The 18,202-nt window shown below is 70.5% G+C and carries 15 protein-coding genes and 1 pseudogene; 9 read left to right on the forward strand and 7 right to left on the reverse strand.

Translation table 11 applies throughout. From position 1 onward, the window contains the following. Nucleotides 1-90 precede the first annotated feature (90 nt). Entirely contained in the window at nucleotides 91-2,370 is a 2,280-nt protein-coding gene (locus ACH4F2_RS10695) for a catalase (RefSeq protein WP_398132333.1), read from the forward strand. Nucleotides 2,371-2,424: 54 nt separating this feature from the next. Here ACH4F2_RS10695 and ACH4F2_RS10700 read toward each other — a convergent pair whose 3' ends face one another. Continuing rightward, nucleotides 2,425-3,318, reverse strand: a complete 894-nt coding sequence (locus ACH4F2_RS10700) for a YegS/Rv2252/BmrU family lipid kinase (protein WP_398132334.1) — start codon at nucleotides 3,316-3,318, stop codon at nucleotides 2,425-2,427. 97 nt (nucleotides 3,319-3,415) lie between these two features. Continuing rightward, nucleotides 3,416-5,014, reverse strand: coding sequence for an FAD-binding oxidoreductase (locus ACH4F2_RS10705; protein ID WP_398132335.1), 1,599 nt, complete (start codon nucleotides 5,012-5,014; stop codon nucleotides 3,416-3,418). Nucleotides 5,015-5,094: 80 nt separating this feature from the next. Between ACH4F2_RS10705 and ACH4F2_RS10710 the strand changes: the two genes are divergently transcribed. From ACH4F2_RS10710 to ACH4F2_RS10735, 6 genes are all read left to right on the forward strand, one after another. Then, nucleotides 5,095-5,712, forward strand: a complete 618-nt coding sequence (locus tag ACH4F2_RS10710; RefSeq protein WP_398132336.1) for a TetR/AcrR family transcriptional regulator — start codon at nucleotides 5,095-5,097, stop codon at nucleotides 5,710-5,712. Beyond that, a complete protein-coding gene (locus ACH4F2_RS10715) occupies nucleotides 5,709-7,295 on the forward strand; it encodes a glycerol-3-phosphate dehydrogenase/oxidase (RefSeq protein ID WP_398132337.1) in 1,587 nt (528 codons plus the stop codon). The genes ACH4F2_RS10710 and ACH4F2_RS10715 overlap by 4 nt, the downstream gene beginning before the upstream one ends. A 924-nt stretch (nucleotides 7,296-8,219) precedes the next feature. Further along, nucleotides 8,220-8,597, forward strand: a complete 378-nt coding sequence (locus tag ACH4F2_RS10720) for an SCP2 sterol-binding domain-containing protein (protein WP_398132338.1) — start codon at nucleotides 8,220-8,222, stop codon at nucleotides 8,595-8,597. A gap of 34 nt (nucleotides 8,598-8,631) precedes the next feature. Then, the gene (locus ACH4F2_RS10725) at nucleotides 8,632-8,883 is read left to right on the forward strand and encodes a hypothetical protein (protein WP_398132339.1); all 252 of its coding nucleotides are present in this window, start codon (nucleotides 8,632-8,634) and stop codon (nucleotides 8,881-8,883) included. Between the two features lie 19 nt (nucleotides 8,884-8,902). Further along, nucleotides 8,903-10,915, forward strand: a complete 2,013-nt coding sequence (locus ACH4F2_RS10730; protein ID WP_398132340.1) for a hypothetical protein — start codon at nucleotides 8,903-8,905, stop codon at nucleotides 10,913-10,915. A 256-nt stretch (nucleotides 10,916-11,171) separates the two neighbouring features. After that, a complete protein-coding gene (locus tag ACH4F2_RS10735) occupies nucleotides 11,172-12,908 on the forward strand; it encodes a hypothetical protein (RefSeq protein WP_398132341.1) in 1,737 nt (578 codons plus the stop codon). 53 nt (nucleotides 12,909-12,961) lie between these two features. Here the strand turns inward: ACH4F2_RS10735 and ACH4F2_RS10740 are convergent, their stop codons facing one another. Further along, nucleotides 12,962-14,143 (reverse strand): beta-propeller fold lactonase family protein, encoded by a 1,182-nt coding sequence (locus ACH4F2_RS10740; RefSeq protein ID WP_398132342.1) that lies wholly within the window; start codon nucleotides 14,141-14,143, stop codon nucleotides 12,962-12,964. 303 nt (nucleotides 14,144-14,446) lie between these two features. After that, nucleotides 14,447-14,653: a transposase gene (locus ACH4F2_RS10745; RefSeq protein ID WP_398132343.1), complete on the reverse strand. Its 207-nt coding sequence runs from the start codon at nucleotides 14,651-14,653 to the stop codon at nucleotides 14,447-14,449. Nucleotides 14,654-14,662: 9 nt separating this feature from the next. Here ACH4F2_RS10745 and ACH4F2_RS10750 point away from each other — a divergent pair. Beyond that, a pseudogene (locus ACH4F2_RS10750) lies at nucleotides 14,663-14,963 on the forward strand (transposase); the annotation flags it as partial. A 309-nt stretch (nucleotides 14,964-15,272) separates the two neighbouring features. On the opposite strand, the gene ACH4F2_RS10755 reads toward ACH4F2_RS10750, so the two are convergent. Then, nucleotides 15,273-15,551, reverse strand: coding sequence for a hypothetical protein (locus tag ACH4F2_RS10755; protein WP_398132362.1), 279 nt, complete (start codon nucleotides 15,549-15,551; stop codon nucleotides 15,273-15,275). Between the two features lie 159 nt (nucleotides 15,552-15,710). Between ACH4F2_RS10755 and ACH4F2_RS10760 the strand changes: the two genes are divergently transcribed. Next, on the forward strand, nucleotides 15,711-16,076 hold the full coding sequence (locus ACH4F2_RS10760) for an STAS domain-containing protein (RefSeq protein WP_398132344.1): 366 nt from the start codon (nucleotides 15,711-15,713) through the stop codon (nucleotides 16,074-16,076). 6 nt (nucleotides 16,077-16,082) lie between these two features. Here the strand turns inward: ACH4F2_RS10760 and ACH4F2_RS10765 are convergent, their stop codons facing one another. Continuing rightward, entirely contained in the window at nucleotides 16,083-16,511 is a 429-nt protein-coding gene (locus ACH4F2_RS10765) for an ATP-binding protein (RefSeq protein ID WP_398132345.1), read from the reverse strand. Between the two features lie 274 nt (nucleotides 16,512-16,785). Then, nucleotides 16,786-18,156: an endo-1,4-beta-xylanase gene (locus tag ACH4F2_RS10770; protein ID WP_398132346.1), complete on the reverse strand. Its 1,371-nt coding sequence runs from the start codon at nucleotides 18,154-18,156 to the stop codon at nucleotides 16,786-16,788. Nucleotides 18,157-18,202 lie beyond the last annotated feature (46 nt).

Here is an 18,202-nt window from a genome sequence, read left to right on the forward strand (position 1 = left end):
CTGGGTACGCGGTCACGGCCCACCACGACAGTCGGTACTCGACCACGACCGGCCGCGTGCAGCGGCCCGCGCAGAACGGAGAAGAGGCTGATGAGCGAGGCCAACCCCCTCAAGCGGGTAGCCCACAAGGTCACCGAGAGCCTGCAGGGCGACGGTGGCGGACCGGCGGACGGGATTCCCGGCAAGCCCGGTCCCGAGTCGCCCCCGGTCGCCGAGCCCACGGAGCCCCGGGAGCCGCTGCCCCCGAAGCCGGACCAGAGCGGTCCGGACACCGTGTCGCCGACCGGTCAGCCCACGGGAGCCGACCAGGCCCGGGTGGCGCAGTCCGGCAGCTACCTGACGAACGCCCAGGGCACCCGGCTGTACGACACGGACCACTCGCTGAAGGCCGGGCCGCGCGGACCCGTGCTGCTGCAGGACCATCACCTGCGCGAGAAGGTCATGCACTTCGACCACGAGCGCATCCCGGAGCGCGTGGTGCACGCCCGGGGCGCGGGCGCGCACGGGGTCTTCCAGAGCTACGGCACGGCGGCCTCCGTGACCAAGGCCGGGTTCCTCGCCGCGGACGTGGAGACGCCGGTGTTCACGCGGTTCTCCACGGTGGTCGGCTCGCGGGGGTCGTCGGACACGGTGCGGGACACCCGCGGTTTCGCGACGAAGTTCTACACCAGTGAGGGCGTCTTCGACCTGGTCGGCAACAACATCCCGGTCTTCTTCATCCAGGACGCCATCAAGTTCCCGGACGTCGTGCACGCCGCGAAGCCGCATCCCGACCGGGAGATCCCGCAGGCGCAGAGCGCGCACGACACCTTCTGGGACTTCGTCTCACTGCACACCGAGGCGACCCACCACACCATCTTCTTCATGGGCGACCGCGGCATCCCCCGCTCCTACCGGATGATGGAGGGCTTCGGCGTCCACACCTTCCGGCTGGTGAACGCCGAGGGCGCCACGACGCTGGTCAAGTTCCACTGGAAGCCCAAGCTGGGCGTGCACTCCCTGGTGTGGGACGAGGCCCAGATGATCAACGGCATCGACCCGGACTTCCACCGCCGGGACCTCGCCGACGCGATCGAGGCGGGCGCGTACCCGCAGTGGGAGCTGGGCATCCAGACCTTCCCCGACAACCCGGAGCAGACCTTCGAGGGCATCGACCTGCTGGACCCGACGAACCTCGTGCCCGAGGAACTCGCCCCGGTGCAGCCGGTCGGGCTGCTGACCCTGAACCGGAACCCGTCGAACTTCTTCGCCGAGACCGAGCAGATCGCCTTCCACGTCGGCCACCTCGTCCCGGGCATCGACGTCACCGACGACCCGCTGCTCGCGGGCCGGCTGTTCTCGTACCTGGACACCCAGATCACGCGCCTGGGCGGTCCCAACTTCCCGCAGCTGCCCATCAACCGCCCCCAGGCTCCGGTCAACGACATGCTGCGCGACGGCATGCACCAGACGGCCGTGCACCGGGGCGTGGCACCCTACCGGCCCAACTCCCTCGACGGCGGCTGCCCGTTCACCGCCGGGGCGGACATGGGTGCCTTCGTCGAGGCGCCGGTCCGGGTCCCGGAGTCGACCAAGGTGCGTCAGGCGCCGGAGTCGTTCGCGGACCACTTCAGCCAGCCCCGCCGCTTCTGGCTGAGCATGAGCCCGGTGGAGCGCGAGCACATCATCGGCGCCTACACCTTCGAGCTGGGCAAGTGCTACGAACAGGCCGTCAGGGAACGGACACTTCAGGTCCTGGCCAACATCGACCCGGAGCTGTGCGCGGGCGTCGCCGAGGGCCTCGGCCTGCCCGCCCCGCAGCCGACCGTGCCCCTGGCCGACGTCGAGCCCAGCCCGGCGCTGTCCCAGGTCGGCCGGATCTGGCCCCTCGACGGCCGGGTCGTCGGCATCGTCACCGGCGGGGCGGACCTGGAGGGTGTGACGGCCGTACGGGAGGCGGTGCTGAACGCCGGGATGGTGCCGCTGGTCGTGGCGCCGACCGGCGGCACCATCGGCTCGGGCGACGGGGCGCTGACGGTCCAGCGCAGCTACGTCACCGCACGGTCCGTCGAGTTCGACGCCGTCCTGGTGGCGGGGACGCCCGACATGGGCGGCGACGCCTACACTCCGCGGGACTACAAGGCCACTCCGCCGCCCGCACGGCCGGGGACGATCGACCCGCGGGTGAGCCTGCTGGTGTCGGAGGCGTACCGGCACGGCAAGGCGATCGGCGTCTGGGCGGGCGGCGAGGCCGCGCTCGACGCGTCGGGCGTGCCCACCGACGCCGCCGGCGTGGTCGTCGCGGCGTCCGGGACCGCGGCCCTGGAGCAGGTCACGGAGCTGATGGGCGCCCACCGGGTGTGGGAACGCTTCACCACGCCCCGCGGCTGATCCGCGTACCCGCCGGGCCGGTCGCCGATGTCGGTGGCCGGCCCGGCGGCGTGCTCAGTCGGGTGTCCGGCACAGGACGCGCAGCGCCCCGGGGAGCACTCTCGCCGTGACGGGGACGACGGCCTCGACCTCGCCATCGGCGCCGTAGGGTATGGCCCGGTCCGCCTCGATGCGGACCTCCCGGCCCCGCAGGACGCGCACTTGGGGCCGGTGGACGTGGGCGCCCGTCCCCAGCTCGTTCATCAGCGCGAAGAACAGCCGCCGCGGCGCGTGGTGGATCATCACGACCTCCAGCAGGCCGTCGTCCACCCGGGCGGCGGGTGCGATGAGACGGTTGGAGCCGTAGTAGCCGGAGTTCGCGGCCACGGCGGTGTAGCCGGTGAACGCGTGCTGATCGCCGTCGACGGTGACGCGGTAGCGCGTCGCGCGCCAGGTGGTGATCGCACGCAGCGCGCCGGCGTAGTAGGAGGCCGTGCCGCGCAGCAGGCGCCCGTTGTTGGCGTGGTGGTTGGCGAGCGCGTCGACCCCGGCGTAGACGCTGCCGAGGACGACGGTGCGGTCGTGGACGGCCGAGGTGACCTCGATGGTGTCGACGGGGCGCGGCTCGCCCCGCAGCAGCAGCTCCGCGAGGGCGGCGGGCTCGGTGGGCAGCTCCAGCGCGCGGGCGAAGTCGTTGCCCCGGCCGGCCGGGACGAGACCGAGCAGGGCGCCGGTGCCGCTGAGGGCGCCGCCGATTCCTCCGGCCATGCCGTCGCCGCCGACGGCGAGCACCACCCGGCCCCGTGCCCCGGCCTGCCGGGCGATCTCCCGGGCGTGGGCGAGGCTGCGGCTGTACTCGGTCTCCAGCTCGGCTCCCGCCTCCCGCAGCAGCCGGGCCACCCCGAGCAGCGCGGCGGCCGAGGTGGCGCCGCCGGCGGTGGGGTTGACGACTGCGGTGAACTGTCGCATCGATGTGCCTCCGGGCTGACGGGTGGTGCCGGACTGTTGTCTCACGGGGCGGGGACGCCCCGGTCGGCGGGGCGCCGGGAACGCCGGTCCCCTGGGTTCAGCCCTCGGGCAGCAGGACGCCGGGGCTGAGGAGTCCGGCGGGGTCCAGGTTCCGCTTGACCGCGCGCAGTGCCTCGACGCCGAGGTGACCCGCCTCCCGGACGTACCAGTCGCGGTGGTCGGTGCCGACCCCGTGGTGGTGGGTGATGGTGCCGCCCGCGGCGAGGATCGCCTCGTTGGCGGCGTGCTTGGCCCGGGTCCAGTGCGCGACGGCGTCGTCGCCCTGGGCCGAGACGACCGTGAAGTACAGGGAGGCTCCGTTCTCGTAGACGTGCGAGATGTGGCACATGACCAGCGGCGGGGTGCCGGCCTGGGTGAGGGTGCCGGTGAGCGCGTCGCGGACGGCCGTGTACAGCGCGGGGACGCGGGACCAGTAGGTCGCCGTCTCCAGCGTCTCGGCGAACGCCCCGGCGTCGAGCAGGGAGTCGCGCAGGTACGGCGCCGAGTAGCGGCCGTGGGCCCAGCGTTCCCCGGGTTCCTCGCCGGCGAAGATGCCGCCGCTCGCGCGCAGTACGGCGGCGGCGCCCTCGCGGCGGTGCGCGGTGTCCTCCTCGGTCCCCTCGAAGCCGACGACCGCCAGGCATCCGGCGTCCTGCCGCTCGGGGGAGGCTCCGATGGCGTCGGGCCGGGCGAGGCCGATCAGCGTCTCCGTCTCGTCGGACAGCCGCAGCACCGTGGGGCGGGGGCCGTCCTGGGCGAGCCGGCGCAGCGCCGCGGCGCCCTGGGCGAAGGAGGCGAAGCGCCAGCCTTCGTAGCGGCGGACCTCCGGCACGGGCCGCACGCGCACGGTGACGGAGGTGATGACGCCGAAGGCGCCCTCGGAACCCAGGACGAGCTGGCGCAGGTCGGGGCCGGCCGCCGAACGCGGGGCGCGGCCCGTGTCGAGGGTGCCCCGGGGGGTGGCGAGGGTGAGGCCGAGGACCATCTCGTCGAAGCGTCCGTAGCCGGCGGAGGCCTGTCCGCTGGAGCGGGTCGCGGCGAAGCCGCCGATGGTGGCCCACTCGTAGGACTGGGGGAAGTGGCCGAGCGTGTAGCCGTGCCCGGCGAGGAGCGCCTCGGCCTCGGGGGCGCGCAGGCCGGGTTGCAGGGTGGCGGTGCGGGAGAGCTCGTCGAGGTCGAGCAGGCGGTTCATGCGGCGCAGGTCGAGGGCGACGAAGGCGCCTTCGCGTCCGGGGGCGAGGCCGCCGACGACGGAGGTGCCGCCGCCGAAGGGGACGAGGGCGAGACCGTGTTCGGTGCAGGCCGCCAGTACGGCGAGCACCTCGTCGTGGCTGTCCGGGAGGACGACGGCGGCCGGGGCGTCGGCGGTGTCGCCGGTCCGCATCCGCAGCAGGTCGGGGGTGGACTTGCCGCGGGTGTGGCGTATCCGGGTCTCCACGTCCGTACGCACGCCGTCCGCGCGGTCACCGACGGCGGCCTCCAGCGCGCGGCGGGCAGCGTCGTCCAGCGGTGACTCGGGTACTCCGATCTCCTTCAGCGGGACGGCGGCGGCGGCGTGGGGCTTGACGCCGAGCAGTTCGCGCAGCAGCCCGGTCACCGTGTCGGGCAGCGGCGTCGCGCGGGCCGGGTCGCCCCAGCCGTTCCACAGCATGTCCATGGCCTGTCGTCCTCACGGTCGGTTGGGGGATGCCGTCGGGATGACGTCCGCACGGCCTCAGGGGCGTTACACTGTTACACATGACGCCTAATCGTCACAATGACTCGGGCCGACCGAACACGTCGGACAATGACGCGGTGCTGGACGCCGTGCGCGACTGCGTACTGGCCGTCGGGGTCCGCCGGACGACGATGACCGACGTCGCCCGCCGCGCCGGCGTCTCCCGGATGACGCTGTACCGGCGCTATCCGGACGTACGGTCCCTGGTCGGCGACCTGATGACCCGGGAGTGGATCGCGGTGGCCACCGGCGCCGTCCCCGGGCCCGGGCCGGGGGTCGCCACGCGCCCGCGCATCGTCGAGGGACTGGTGAGCGGGGTGGAGGCGTTCCGCGCCCATCCGCTCTTCCGCAAGATCGTCGACGTCGATCCCGAGCTGCTCCTGCCCTACGTCCTCGACCGGCGCGGCGCGAGCCAGGAGGCCCTGCTGGGGCTGCTGTCCGACTCGCTCGCCGAGGGACACGCCGACGGGTCGGTGCGCCCGGCCCACACGGAGCGGCAGGCACGCTCCGTGCTGCTGATCGTCCAGTCCTTCGCGCTGTCGCTGCGGACCATGACCGAGGAGGACGACGCCGAGCTCACCCCCGCGGCCTTCCTCGCGGAGCTGCGCACCGTCCTGGAGAGGACCCTCACGCCATGAGCCCGACCAGCAGCAGCCCCGCCGCCGGGGCCTCCCTGTCCGCCGCGCGGCGCTCGCGCGAGCTCACCTGTGCGGCGGGCGGTCCGGTCGTGGACGTCCTGGTCGTCGGGCTCGGCGCGACGGGCGCCGGAGCCGCCCTGGACGCCGCGGCCCGCGGTCTGAGCGTGGTCGCCGTGGACGCGCACGACCTGGCCTTCGGCACCTCCCGCTGGAGCTCCAAGCTCATCCACGGCGGCCTGCGCTACCTCGCCTCCGCCCAGCTCGACGTCGCCCACGAAAGCGCGGTGGAGCGCGGCGTGCTGATGGAGCGCACCGCTCCGCACCTGGTGCGCGCCCAGCCGTTCGTGCTGCCGCTGACGCCCATGGTCTCCCGTGGTCAGACCGCGCTGGCGTGGGCCGGGTTCCGGGCCGGCGACGCTCTGCGGCTGGCGGCGCGCACCGCCCGGGCCACGCTGCCCGCGCCGCGCCGGCTCTCCGCCGTGGAGACCCGCCACCTCGCGCCGGTACTGCGCTCCGACCGGCTGCGCGGCGGGCTGCTGTCCTGGGACGGCCGGCTCACCGACGACGCCCGTCTGGTGACCGCGCTGGCCCGCACCGCCGCCGCGCGCGGTGCCCGGATACTGACCCGGGTGAGGGCCCTGGAGCTGACCTCGTCCGGCGCCCGGATACGCGACGAGCTCACCGGCGAGGAGGGCGTGATCCGTGCCCGCGCGGTGATCAACGCCTCCGGTGTGTGGGCCGGCCACCTGGTCGACGGCATCCGGGTCCGCCCCTCCCGCGGCACCCACCTGGTCCTGCGCTCCGACCGGCTCGGCCCGCTCCCCGCCGGCCTGCACGTGCCGGTTCCCGGGGAGACCAACCGCTTCGTCCTCGTCCTGCCCCAGGGCGACGGCCGCGTGTACGTCGGGCTGACCGACGAGCCCGTGGAGGGGGACATCCCGGACGTGCCCGAGGTACCCGAGACGGACGTCGGCTTCCTGCTGGACGTGCTCGGCTCCGTGCTGGACGTGCCGGTCCGCCGCGAGGACGTGGTGGGCGCCTTCGCCGGCCTGCGCCCCCTGCTGGACGCCACGTCCGCCGGCCGGCCCGGCGGCGGGCCCCGCACCGCGGACGTCTCTCGCCGGCACGCCGTGCTCACCTCGTCGGAGGGCGTGATCACCGTGGTCGGCGGCAAGCTGACCACGTACCGGCGCATGGCCGAGGACGCCGTGGACGCCGCCGTCGCCGCCCGCCGCCTGGGCGCCGGGCCGTCCCCCACCGCCGCGCTGCCGCTGGTCGGCGCCGCCGCCCCGCACGTCCTGGCCGCGCTGCGGGCGCCGCGCCGCCTGGTGCGGAGCCACGGCACGGAGGCACCCGCCGTCCAGGCCCTCGCCGACCGGGACCCCCGGCTCGGCGAGCGGGTCCTGCCGCACCACCCCGTCACCGGGGCCGAGCTGCTCTGGGCGCTGCGCCACGAGGGCGCCCTCGACGAGGCCGACCTGCTCGACCGCCGCACCCGCATCGGGCTGGTGCCCGAGGACCGGGCGGCGGCGCTGGAGGCCGTACGCGGCCTCGTCGGCGAGGCCACGGCCGACACCGCCTGACCGAACACGCCCTCACGCGGCTTCACCGGCAGTAGTGGAAGCGGCCGGATGAAGCAAGCTGGCGCTTGTGGCGCACCTCCGTCAGCGCGACCGCCCGGTCGGCCTGGTTCCGGCAGCCGAGCAGGTGTGGACGTGGCTCGCCGCCGACGAGCACCGCCCGCTGCTGCGCCTGTGGGCCGAGGCGTATGCCGGCTCCCTCGTCGAGCCGGACGGCCCCTGGGCCAAGTTCGCCAGATCCACCGTGGACGACTGGCTCCCGACGTCGGTACCCGAGAGCGGGAATGCGTTCTACCGCCTCGGCCATCACGGTGTGGAGGCTGCGACCCAAGGCACGGCACCTTGCAGGCGCAGCGCACACGCCACGTTCCGCTCGGATACAGAATGCGCAGAACGCCGCTGCAGGTACTGGACCTTGTCACCCGTGGTGAACAGAGCCGCCCCTGCCGGCAGGCGCCGCTTCCGGCTCGGCATGCCGATCCGCCCTCGCGACAACGTGCATGTGGTCGGCAACAGTTCCGCGCCGTCTGCCAACGCGCCATCCGGCACGCGCTGGAGCCCTACCTCCGCGTCGTCGTCAACCGGGTGGCCGCGGTGTCCCGCTTCGGAGGGCGGGACACGAACGCCGGCCGAGGTACGGCGGGTAGACCGGGGCGCACAGGGCGTCGTCCAGGCCTGTGCGCAGGCTTTTGAAGGCCTCCCCGTCAGTGATCCGGCCAGGACGAATCCGGGTGGCACACTGCGGGGGCTGGTGGGAGCATGAAGAACAGGAACTGGGACGAGGGCGGAGGGTTCCTGTTCATCAGCTGCCCCGCTTGAACCTGATTCGCTCGGTAGAAGGATCACGCCGACAGATTTCGGGACTTCCGGGACTGCCGACTGCCAACCCCGATCGAAACGCATCGGTGTTATCAGGAGCTGGTCATCGTGGAGAAGAACCCCGACGTATCGTCGCACGCCAGAGGAGCGGTGCAGGAGTCGCTGGAAGCCGTCGCTCACAGGCTCGCGACGACCCGGTCGATACGGCCGGGCAACATCGTGCTGCACCTGTCCGGCCAGGGCGGTGGAACATACGTCCTCGAGTGCGGGACAAGCCAGGTACGGCTCCGCGACAACGTGTCGGCCGGCGTGGGCACGCCCGCTCTCGTCGAGGTGATCGGCGACGCCGAAGTCGTCCAGGCCATCATCGACGGGCAGGTTGATGCACGGAAGCAGTTTCTCGCCGGGGGCCTCCGTCTGCGTGGAGACCTGCGGTACTTCAGCGACATCGCCCTCGAGCTCGGGGTGCTCAGTCATCCGCTCTGAGCGTTTGTTGCAAGTGATCCGAGGGAGTTCCGCCATGGCTGTCACCGTGGGCCTTGTGCAGCAGTTGTCCATCATTTCCCCGACCGGTGCCTGCGTCTGGGTCGGACCCAGGGTCAACAACGCCGAAGTGCTCTATGTGACCAACGACGGTTCGGTGGCCGACGCCGCATTCGCGGCCAACCTCATCCAGACGTTCGCCGCCGCTGCGGCCAACTACCGCGCGGTCTCGGTCACCCACAACGACGACGACGGCAAGGTCACCATGCTCCAGGTGGAACCGGTCTGATTTCTGGAAGGCGCTCGAGATGGCTGTGACGCGAGGCTACGTCCAGCGGCTGACCTGGCTGCCGGGCGCGCAGGCCTGCCTGGAGATAGGCCATGACCCATCGATGGTCGAACTGATGTACATCCCGTTCCCCGTGAACGATTCCGACACCGAGCGCATCGCAAGGAGCACCAACGCTCAGGTCCTGGTCCAGGCACTCTTCAGTGGCCGTCTGGTCGACGTCAGTTGCCCTGACGGTTCCGGTGAGGTGATCACGGTCACGCTGCCCGCCGAGAGTGGCAACCCACTGCGGATGGACGCATTGGAAGCCACGCAGGTGGTGCAAGACCTGGCTCAATCGGTCCCGTTGGTGGCTGAGAGACGGACCGTCGTCCGGGCGTACCTGAGCTATTACGGCAGCGCGCCCATCACGGTCAGGGGTGAGCTCTCCGTGCGGTCGTCCCCGGCGTCTCCGCCAACGGTCATCCCGTCGCAGGACACGGTCACCCTCCAGCCCGCCGACGCAGGTGACATCACCATCACGCGACACGATGTGAGACGCAGTCTCAACTTCGTCCTCCCATTCGACTCGACCTTGTCCGGGCAGCTCACCATGTGGCTGTCCAGCGTGACCGACACCGCGAGCGGCAACCCCATGGCAGTCAGCGACCAGCGGCGACCCACCGTCGCGTTCCACCACTGTCCTCCCTTGCGGGTGCAGCTCATTGACTTCACCTACCAGTGGGGCATGCCGCCGACCACCCAAACATCGCGCGACATCGACGTTTTCCTGCTCGCGTCATGGCTCGGCCGGACCTACCCGGTTGCCAGGGTCGCCTCGTTGTTCCGCACCGTGGCCGCCACGGCGACACCTCCCTTCACTGCCGCGGACGTCAATGCTCAACTGGCTACGATCCGGGCGCAGGATGTCAGCGCGGGCACCGACGCGCGCACCCACTACTACGGGATGGTCACCGACACGGGCTTCTGGATGCGCGGCAGCGCGGCGAGTGTTCCGGATACCGCACCCGATCCAGGGGTGGTGGCGTCGGGTCCCACGGGTGCACCCGGCTCGGCGACGTCACCCGCCAATTTCACCTGGGACGTCGACGATTCCTACGGTGACTGGTACGGCGCCCATGAGCTGAGCCATACGTTCGGCCGGAAACACCCCGGGTTCTGCGGCGAAACCGCGGACGATCTTGCCGACTATCCCTTCCCGGCCGGCCAGCTGTCCACCACCAAGGGGACCTTCGCCGGGTTCGACGTCGGTCATCCGAGTCTCGGGGGCGACCCCACTCAGAACCTCCCGATGATTGCTCTTCCCGGGGCTCAGTGGCACGACGTGATGACCTACTGCGACCGTCAGTGGATGTCGGTGTACACCCACGGGGGACTCCGGGCCCGCCTGCGTGCCGAGGACGCCATGCCGTCGGTCCTGTCCGACGTCCGAGGCCGTGAAGCGAGTGCAGTCAACGTGGTCGCCACGGTGAACCTGTCCCGGCGGGAAGGAAACGTCGCCTTCGTCAATCCGGTACCGAATCTGGCACCCACCGAGCCTGCTCCGGACAGTCCGGTCCTCCTGCGCGTGACGGCCCGGGACGGCAGGGGAGTGAGGGAGCACCCGGCGCCCGTGAAGCTCGATTCCGAACTGCTCCCCGGGGAGGACCGGGTGGGCATCGTGGATGTGGTGCTGCCCGGTGGCCCGGACGAGGCCATGATCGAGCTGGTGATGGGCGGGCACGTGGTGGACACCTTCCGCGCGGGCGGAGCACCGCCGGTGGCGCGGGATGTACGCGTGGTGGCCGTCGACAGCCAGAGGCTGAGTGTCACGGCGCGCCTCGACCGGTCCGCCGAGGAAGGGCACACGTTCACCGTCCAGACCAGCACTGACCACGGCAGGACCTGGCAGACCATGGGTGTGGGGTTGAGGTCTCCTCACCTGACGCTGGACTCACGTCAGTTCGCCTCGGAACAGGAGCTGCTGGTACGTGTGATCGCGACGAATGGATTCATCAGTTCCGTAGGACCCAGTGAGGTCTTCTGGACCTGAGGGGAGGCCAGGAGTCCTGAGAAGTGTCCCGGCATTTCGCGCCGGCTGGTTCGTGATGTGCTCTGTGAGTTCCGGCGGGCGCGGCGCACAAGGCGTTGAGAGGTCCGCCATGTCTCTGCACCCCGCCCCGCACAGGTCCGGCCGAGGTCGCTTGTCGAGACCGCCCATGGCCGGCGTGTCCAGTCGGTCCGGCACTCGGGTGATAACCGAGTTCCCTCTGTCGAGCCCGGGAGCCGCCACCGTTCCGTACGGCGCTGTGGCCGGTACTGACGGCAATGTGTGGTTCACCGAGTACGACAGCGCGAAGATCGGACGGATCACGCCGGACGGTGCCGTCACCGAATACCTTCTGCCCACACCGGAGCGCGGGCCGACCTTCATCACCTCCGGCCCCGATGGGAATCTGTGGTTCAGCGAGTACGACGCCAACCGGATCGGACGGATCACTCAGTCGGGTGCCGTCACCGAGTTCCCCCTCCCGACGCCGGACAGCTGGCCGTCCGCCATCACCTCCGGTCCTGACGGGAACCTGTGGTTCACCGAGTACGAAGGCAACCGGATCGGACGCATGACACCGGCGGGAGCCGTGACGGAATACTCGCTCCCGACGCCGGACAGCGGGGTGCACGCCATCGCGGCGGGTCCTGACGGGAACCTGTGGTTCACCGAGTACGAGGGCAACCGGATCGGACGCATCACGCCAGCAGGGGCGATCACCGAGTATTCCCTCCCGATGCCGGACCGCGAACCGTACGTCATCGCGGCAGGTTCCGATGGGAATCTGTGGTTCACCGAGCACCACGGCAACGCGGTCGGGCGGATCAGCCCGGACGGAGCCATCACCGAGTTCCCCCTGCCCACCCCGGACAGCGGGCTGTACTTCATCGCGGCGGGTCCTGACGGGAACCTGTGGTTCACCGAGTACGAGGGCAACCGGATCGGACGCATCACGCCAGCAGGGGCGATCACCGAGCACACCCTTCCGGTTCCCGGGAGTTCCCCGTTCGTGATCGCGGCGGGTCCTGACGGGAATCTGTGGTTCACCGAGAGCTGGAGCGGCAGGGTCGGGCGGATCACTCCGGCGGGTGTCATCACCGAGCACACCCTCCCGGTGCTGAGCAGCTACCCGTTCGAGATCGTGGGAGGTCCCGACGAGAATCTCTGGTTCACCGAGTACACGGGAGACCGGATCGGACGGATCACCCGGGCAGGCACCGTTACGGAATACCCCATCCCCACCCCCCGAAGCCACCCTTTCGGTATCACGTCCGGTCCTGACGGGAACCTGTGGTTCACCGAGTACTGGGTCGGCAATATCGGGTGTATCACTCCCGCCGGGGTCGTCACTGAGTACCGTCTTCCTCTTGGTAGGTTCCCTTACAGCATCACTAGCGGCTCCGACGGAAATCTGTGGTTCACCGAATTTGTTTACGGCAACAGTATCGGCCGGATCACTCCGCCCGGGGTCATTACAGAATTCCCCCTTCCCAGTCCGGACAGCTTTCCTTACGATATTGTCGCCGGGTCGGATGGAAACCTGTGGTTCACCGAGCCCCTTGGTAACCGGATCGGCCGGATCACGCCGGCCGGAGCTCTCACTGAATTCTCCTTGCCCGGCCCGCACCGCGAGCCGACTTGTATCACAGCCCGGTCTGACGGAAACCTGTGGTTCAGCGAGTACAACGGCAACCGCGTCGGGCGGATCACCCCGGCGGGCGCCGTCACCGAATTTTCGCTGCCCGGAGCGAACCGCAGAGCAAGCGGCATCGCCGCCACGCCCGACGGCAACGTGTGGTTCACCGAAGCCATGAGCAACCGGGTCGGGCGGATCACCTCGGTCGGGGCCGTCACCGAATACCCGATGCCCACGCCGGGAAGCCATCCGTTCGGTATCGCGGCTGGTCCCGACGGCGATCTGTGGTTCACCGAGGCCGGCGGTCACAGGGTCGGCCGGATCACCGCAAGCGACACCCCTGCCCCATCACCTCGATAGATCCCCGGTCGGATCGACATGGTCGACGTATCGCCGGATTCGTCGTGCCGACCTCAAAGGGTGATGAGCGACACCGTGTTCGAGAGTGAGTTGGCCACGTAGACGTGGTCCCCGTTCCGAGCCACGGCCAGTCCGTACGGACCGAGGCCCACGGGAGCGGTGGCGGTGACGGCGGTGCAGTCGCTGTCGACCACTGACACGGTGCCCGGGCCGTAGTGGACCACGTAGGCGGATCGTCCGTCCGGAGACGCGGCCAGGTTGTAGGGGGTTTCGTCGACAGGGATGGTCGCGGCCACGCTGCTGCCGACCGTATCGATCACCGATACCGTGTCCGACCGGGCGTTGATCACGTAGACCGAGCGACTGTCCCGCAGCAGGGCCGACTTCAGTGGCCCAGCACCTACCGGGACGGTCGCGGCGATGCGGTAGCCAGCGGTGTCGATCACGGACACCGTGTCCGAGCCGTTATTGACAACGTAGACGCGACGCCCGTCCGGAGATGCTTTCACGTCGACAGGACCACGGCCGACGTGGACGGTGGCGCACACGAGGCTGCTGGCCGTATCGATGACCGACACCGTGTCCGAGCCGCTGTCGGCCACGTAGACGCGCCTTCCGTCCGGGGACACGGCGAGCTCATACGGGTGCCGGCCGACGGGAACGGTGGCGGTCACGGTGGTGCAGTCGCCGTCGAGCACCGACACGGTGCCGGGGCGGTACTGGGCGGCGTAGACGTACTGCCCGTCCGGAGACACGGCCAGGCTGGCAGCGGAGCTGACGGGGACGCTGGCGCACACGAGGTCGCTGGCCGTGTCGATGACCGACACCGTGTCCGAGCCGCTGTCGGCCACGTAGACGCGCCTTCCGTCCGGGGACACGGCGAGCTCATACGGGTGCCGGCCGACGGGAACGGTGGCGGTCACGGTGGTGCAGTCGCCGTCGAGCACCGACACGGAGTGTGACTGGACATTACTCACGTACAGTCGGCGGTCGTCCGGGTGGACCACCACGAGCCCAGGAGAGGCACCTACCGGTATGTGCACGGCTGTCGGGGTGCCCATGAAAGCCTCGTCGTGCGAGGTCGAGGAAACGCGCGGGTGCATCTTCGGGTGCCGTTCCGGAAGCAGCTTTCCCCACGGCATGCCGGAAAGGGAATGCTCCGTGTCGGAGTATTGATGTCCGGTAGTCGATTCCTGCTCGGAACACCTGAAGCTTCTGCCTTCTTCCGAGGTCATCCGTAGACCTCCCCTGACTCCGTGGGCGTAAAGAAAGGGCGGGGGCGACTGGCGCGTCGGTGACTTTTCCTGATAAAGGGATCGGGTGTCGGCGACGTGGACGGCGGCCTTGCTCTCAGGTGCGCCGGAATTAGTTTGCCTCTACCGAGCAGATCAGGCATATGCGGCAGCTCATTACCCCGGTCCTGATCTTCATGCTCCCACGAGCCCCCGCAGGGTGCCACCCGGACTCGTCTGGCCGGATCATGAACGGGGAAGCCTTCAAATGGGAGTTTTCGTGCTCTAGCCCGGTAGGTTCTCATGTCAGTGTCCAGATGGGTGGATGCGGTTGAGTGGGCTGTTCGGTTTTCTCTTGCAAGGTGTCCGGGGTGAAGAGGGAGGGTGACTTCCCCGTGATTTCATCCCGAGTCCCCGCGCGACGGTGGTGACCGTCTTGCCCGAGGAACCCACGAGCGCGATCGCGTCCCGCTTGAACTCATTGGTGTACCGCTTCGTGTAGGCGCTTCCCACCTGGTGCTACCTCTGGCCCTCCGTATCACGGCAGGCCAGGCGGGCGACGCCCCGGCCTTCGACGCTGCATCGCCGGCATCCGTGTGCCGCGCAGCGGAACCCGGGAGACCGAGGACCCGCCCCGACGCCGTCCTGGCGGACCGCGCGTATTCGTCTCGCGCAATCCGGAGTTCACCTCCGCCGACGCGGGATCCGCGCTGTCATCCCCCAGCCCTCCGACCACATCGGCCGTCTGCGGCGAGGCAGTGCAGGCGGCCGACCGCCGTCCTTCGACGCGGAGGCGTACCAGCAGCACAACGCGGTCGAGCGACGCGGCCTCGCCGCGATCCTCATCCGGGCAAGGCGACAGCTCGCTCAGCGATCGACCACCCAACGCGCGTCCGCAGGCCAAGAGCTTGTGCCGCCGATGTGCTCCACGAGCCGGAACGCCTCACGGACGGGGACGCTGCCCTCATCTGGATACTCGTCGTCACGCCCGCTGGAAGGGCGAACCCATCGCTCAACCCCTCAGGGCGGGCGGTCGCCGCTACCGGGCGGGGCTCGGCGTCCACGATGACCTGCACGTTCCGGCGGGGCTGAAAGACCGGTCCGTCCGGTTTCCAGCCCCGTCGGGGACCGGTCAGGTGCCCTGTCCGCCGTCCTGGACGGCTTTGCGGACCTTCGCTTCGATCTTGTGCCGGGACTGACCCCCCTCCTTGACGTACTCCGTCATCGCGGTCTGCGCGTCCCGGTCCAGGTCGCGCCAGGCCCGTACGGCGGTCTCGTACGTGTCGGACTGCCGCTGGGTCCACTGGTACTGCGTGGGAGGCCCGTACGAGTCCCGCAGCTCCTCGACCCGGTGCTGTGCCAGGTCCGCCGCGCGACGCTTGTGTACGAGCTCTTCGAATGTGTGAGCCACCACACCTCGACCGTAGTCAGAGGAGCGCCGTCGCGCGCGTCGAGCCCTTCGCGTCCGGTCCCGGGCGCCCGGTCCGCACAAGTGGCCCACGGAGGCCCGGAAGAGCCTTAGCATCGAGCCACCAGTGCCGACCGGGCATATGCGAGAAGTGAGGCGAGCGTGGCGGACATAGAGGGAGCGGCGGTACCGGAGCGGCTGCTGATCACCCGTACCACCACGGACGAAGGCGTCGGCATCGTCATCCTCGCCGGGGAAGTCGATCTCGACGGCAGCAGTCAGCTCCACGACGTCCTGCTGTCCAGCGTGCAGACGGCGCCGGGCACGGTGGTCGATCTCGGCGAGGTGGCCTTCCTCGACTCCAGCGGCATCAACGTGCTCATCTCCGCGCACCGGGCGGCCGAGTCCCACGGCGTCTGGTTCCGGCTCGCCGCGGCGCAGCACGCCGTCGAGCGCGTGCTGCAACTCGTGGGCGTCGACGCGCTCATCGCCTGCTACCCGACCGTGGAGCAGGCCCTGGCCGGCTGACGGAGGTCAACGCAGCGGCAAGCGCGCGTACACCGTCTTTCCCGTCGCCCGGGGCCTGGTGATGACCTCGTCGCACAGGCGCGTCACGATCTCCAGACCGTGCCGGCCGACCCTCAGGGGGTCGGGGGGCAGGAACGTGGGGAAGGCGTCCCCCGTGTCCGACACCGCGATCTGCACGCCGTCGTCCACCAGGGTCAGTTCCAGGCGGCAGGGGCCGGGCGCGTGACGGAGCGCGTTCGTCACCAGCTCGCTGGCGACCAGCCGGGCGGCGTCCAGGAAGGTGTCGGCCAGGTCGACGCCCCGCTCGCCGAGGCGCGCGACGAAGCCGTGCACGACGTCCCGGGAGGCCGGGATCATCGCCGACCCGCCCCTGAACTCCACCACCGTGGTCACGGCCGAGGCGTCCGCGGCATCGGGTCTGTGCGCGGGAGTCATACAGAGCCTCACCGTCCGGTCCGGGGCCGAGTAGCCGAGTGGGGGAAGCGCTGGCCCCCGGCCCTTCACCATACGCACCGGAGCGGTTCTCACGATCTCTTTGCCCCAACTTCCGCCGGACGCGCCGTTTTTCGGACAGGCCCGGGCCGAGTGCGCCGGAAAGGGCACCGTCCCGGTCGGTGACGGGCACGGCCGTCGGGGGCCGCGGCGAGGCGCACCGGGCCGCCCCCGGCACCCGTCGTGGACTTCGGGGCGGCCCGGTGCTCCGCAAGGGTCAGGAGGCGGTGCAGGCTCCGACGGTGGGTGCGGCGTCGCTGCCGTTCTTCGTCACGGTGAATCCGAAGCTGGTCGACGCGCCGGCCGCCAGGGAGCCGTTCCAGCTCGGCCGTGCCGTCATGACGTTGCCGCCCCAGGTGGGCGTCGCGTTCCAGGTGGCCTGGACCTGCTGCGGCGAGGCGAAGGTGACGGTCGTCGTCCAGGAGCCGATCGGCTCGCTGCCCGCCGTGATGGTGATCTGGCCGTTGTAGCCGCTGCTCCAGTCCGCGGTCCTGGTGTACGTGGCGGTGCAGGTCGCCGTGCCGCTGCCCGGCTCACCGCCGCCGTCACCGCCGAGGGCCGTGAGGACGGCGTCGTAGGCGGGTTTCGCCTGGTAGTTGCCGTCGAACAGCAGCGGGGTGCCGCTGCTGCGCCACGAGTACTTGTCGGTGACACCCCAGACGGTGATGCCGGTGCAGCGGTCCACGGCGAGACAGGCCCCGACCACGCGGGAGTAGCTGTTGGCCTGGGCGGTGCCGGAGCCCTCGATGTCGAGTTCGGTGATCTGCACGTCGACGCCGAGGTCGGCGAAGCGCTGGAGGTTGGCCTGGAAGTCGGAGGGGACCGGGGAGGCGCTGTTGAAGTGACCCTGGAAACCGACGCAGTCGATGGGCACGCCGCGGGACTTGAAGTCCTTGACCATGTCGTAGACGGCATTGCTCTTCGCGTTGACGCCGTCGGTGTTGTAGTCGTTGTAGCAGAGCTTGGCGGCCGGGTCGGCGGCGCGGGCGGTGCGGAACGCCTCCTCGATGAAGCCGTTGCCCAGCTTGTCCTGGAAGGGCGAGCTGCGCCGGGCGCCGCTGCCGCCGTCCTGGAAGGCCTCGTTGACGACGTCCCAGCTGTGGATCTGGCCCTTGTAGTGGCCCATCACGCTGTTGATGTGGTTGTTCATGGCGGCGCGCAGGTCGGCCGCGCCGAGGCTGCCCACCCAGGAGGGCAGCTGGGAGTGCCAGACGAGGGTGTGGCCGCGGACGTCCATGCCCTGGCTCCGGGCGTGGTCCACGACCTGGTCGGCGGCGCCGAAGGTGAAGTTGCCGCGGCTGGGCTCGGTGGCGTCCCACTTCATCTCGTTCTCGGGCGTCGCCGAGGTGAACTCGCGGTCCAGCGTGGCGACGTAGTCGGCCTCGTCGAGGTGGCTCGCCGCGACGGCGGTGCCGAAGTAGCGGCCCTGGCCGGCCGCCGCGGACCCGAGCGAGTCGGCGGCCTGGGCGGCTCGGACGGCTTCGGGGGCTCGGACGGCTTCGGCGGAATGTGCCGCGGCCATCAGCGCCGCCGCGGCGACGAACCCGGCGGTGGCCGCTCTCGAGAGACGCAACAGAGTCATGCGCATGTCATCCCGTTCCTTGAATCGGTGTGCGGAGGCCGTTCGGAAGGGC

This window comes from Streptomyces sp. NPDC017890, assembly GCF_044328675.1.
In the GTDB taxonomy this organism is placed as follows: Bacteria; Actinomycetota; Actinomycetes; order Streptomycetales; family Streptomycetaceae; genus Streptomyces.

Excerpts from the sequence above, each read along its gene's own strand:
- ACH4F2_RS10695 (WP_398132333.1), top strand. The coding sequence starts at position 91 with ATGAGCGAGGCCAACCCCCTCAAGCGGGTAGCCCACAAGGTCACCGAG.
- ACH4F2_RS10700 (WP_398132334.1), bottom strand. The coding sequence starts at position 3,318 with ATGCGACAGTTCACCGCAGTCGTCAACCCCACCGCCGGCGGCGCCACC.
- ACH4F2_RS10705 (WP_398132335.1), bottom strand. The coding sequence starts at position 5,014 with ATGGACATGCTGTGGAACGGCTGGGGCGACCCGGCCCGCGCGACGCCG.
- ACH4F2_RS10710 (WP_398132336.1), top strand. The coding sequence starts at position 5,095 with ATGACGCCTAATCGTCACAATGACTCGGGCCGACCGAACACGTCGGAC.
- ACH4F2_RS10715 (WP_398132337.1), top strand. The coding sequence starts at position 5,709 with ATGAGCCCGACCAGCAGCAGCCCCGCCGCCGGGGCCTCCCTGTCCGCC.
- ACH4F2_RS10725 (WP_398132339.1), top strand. The coding sequence starts at position 8,632 with ATGGCTGTCACCGTGGGCCTTGTGCAGCAGTTGTCCATCATTTCCCCG.
- ACH4F2_RS10730 (WP_398132340.1), top strand. The coding sequence starts at position 8,903 with ATGGCTGTGACGCGAGGCTACGTCCAGCGGCTGACCTGGCTGCCGGGC.
- ACH4F2_RS10740 (WP_398132342.1), bottom strand. The coding sequence starts at position 14,143 with ATGACCTCGGAAGAAGGCAGAAGCTTCAGGTGTTCCGAGCAGGAATCG.
- ACH4F2_RS10765 (WP_398132345.1), bottom strand. The coding sequence starts at position 16,511 with ATGACTCCCGCGCACAGACCCGATGCCGCGGACGCCTCGGCCGTGACC.
- ACH4F2_RS10770 (WP_398132346.1), bottom strand. The coding sequence starts at position 18,156 with ATGCGCATGACTCTGTTGCGTCTCTCGAGAGCGGCCACCGCCGGGTTC.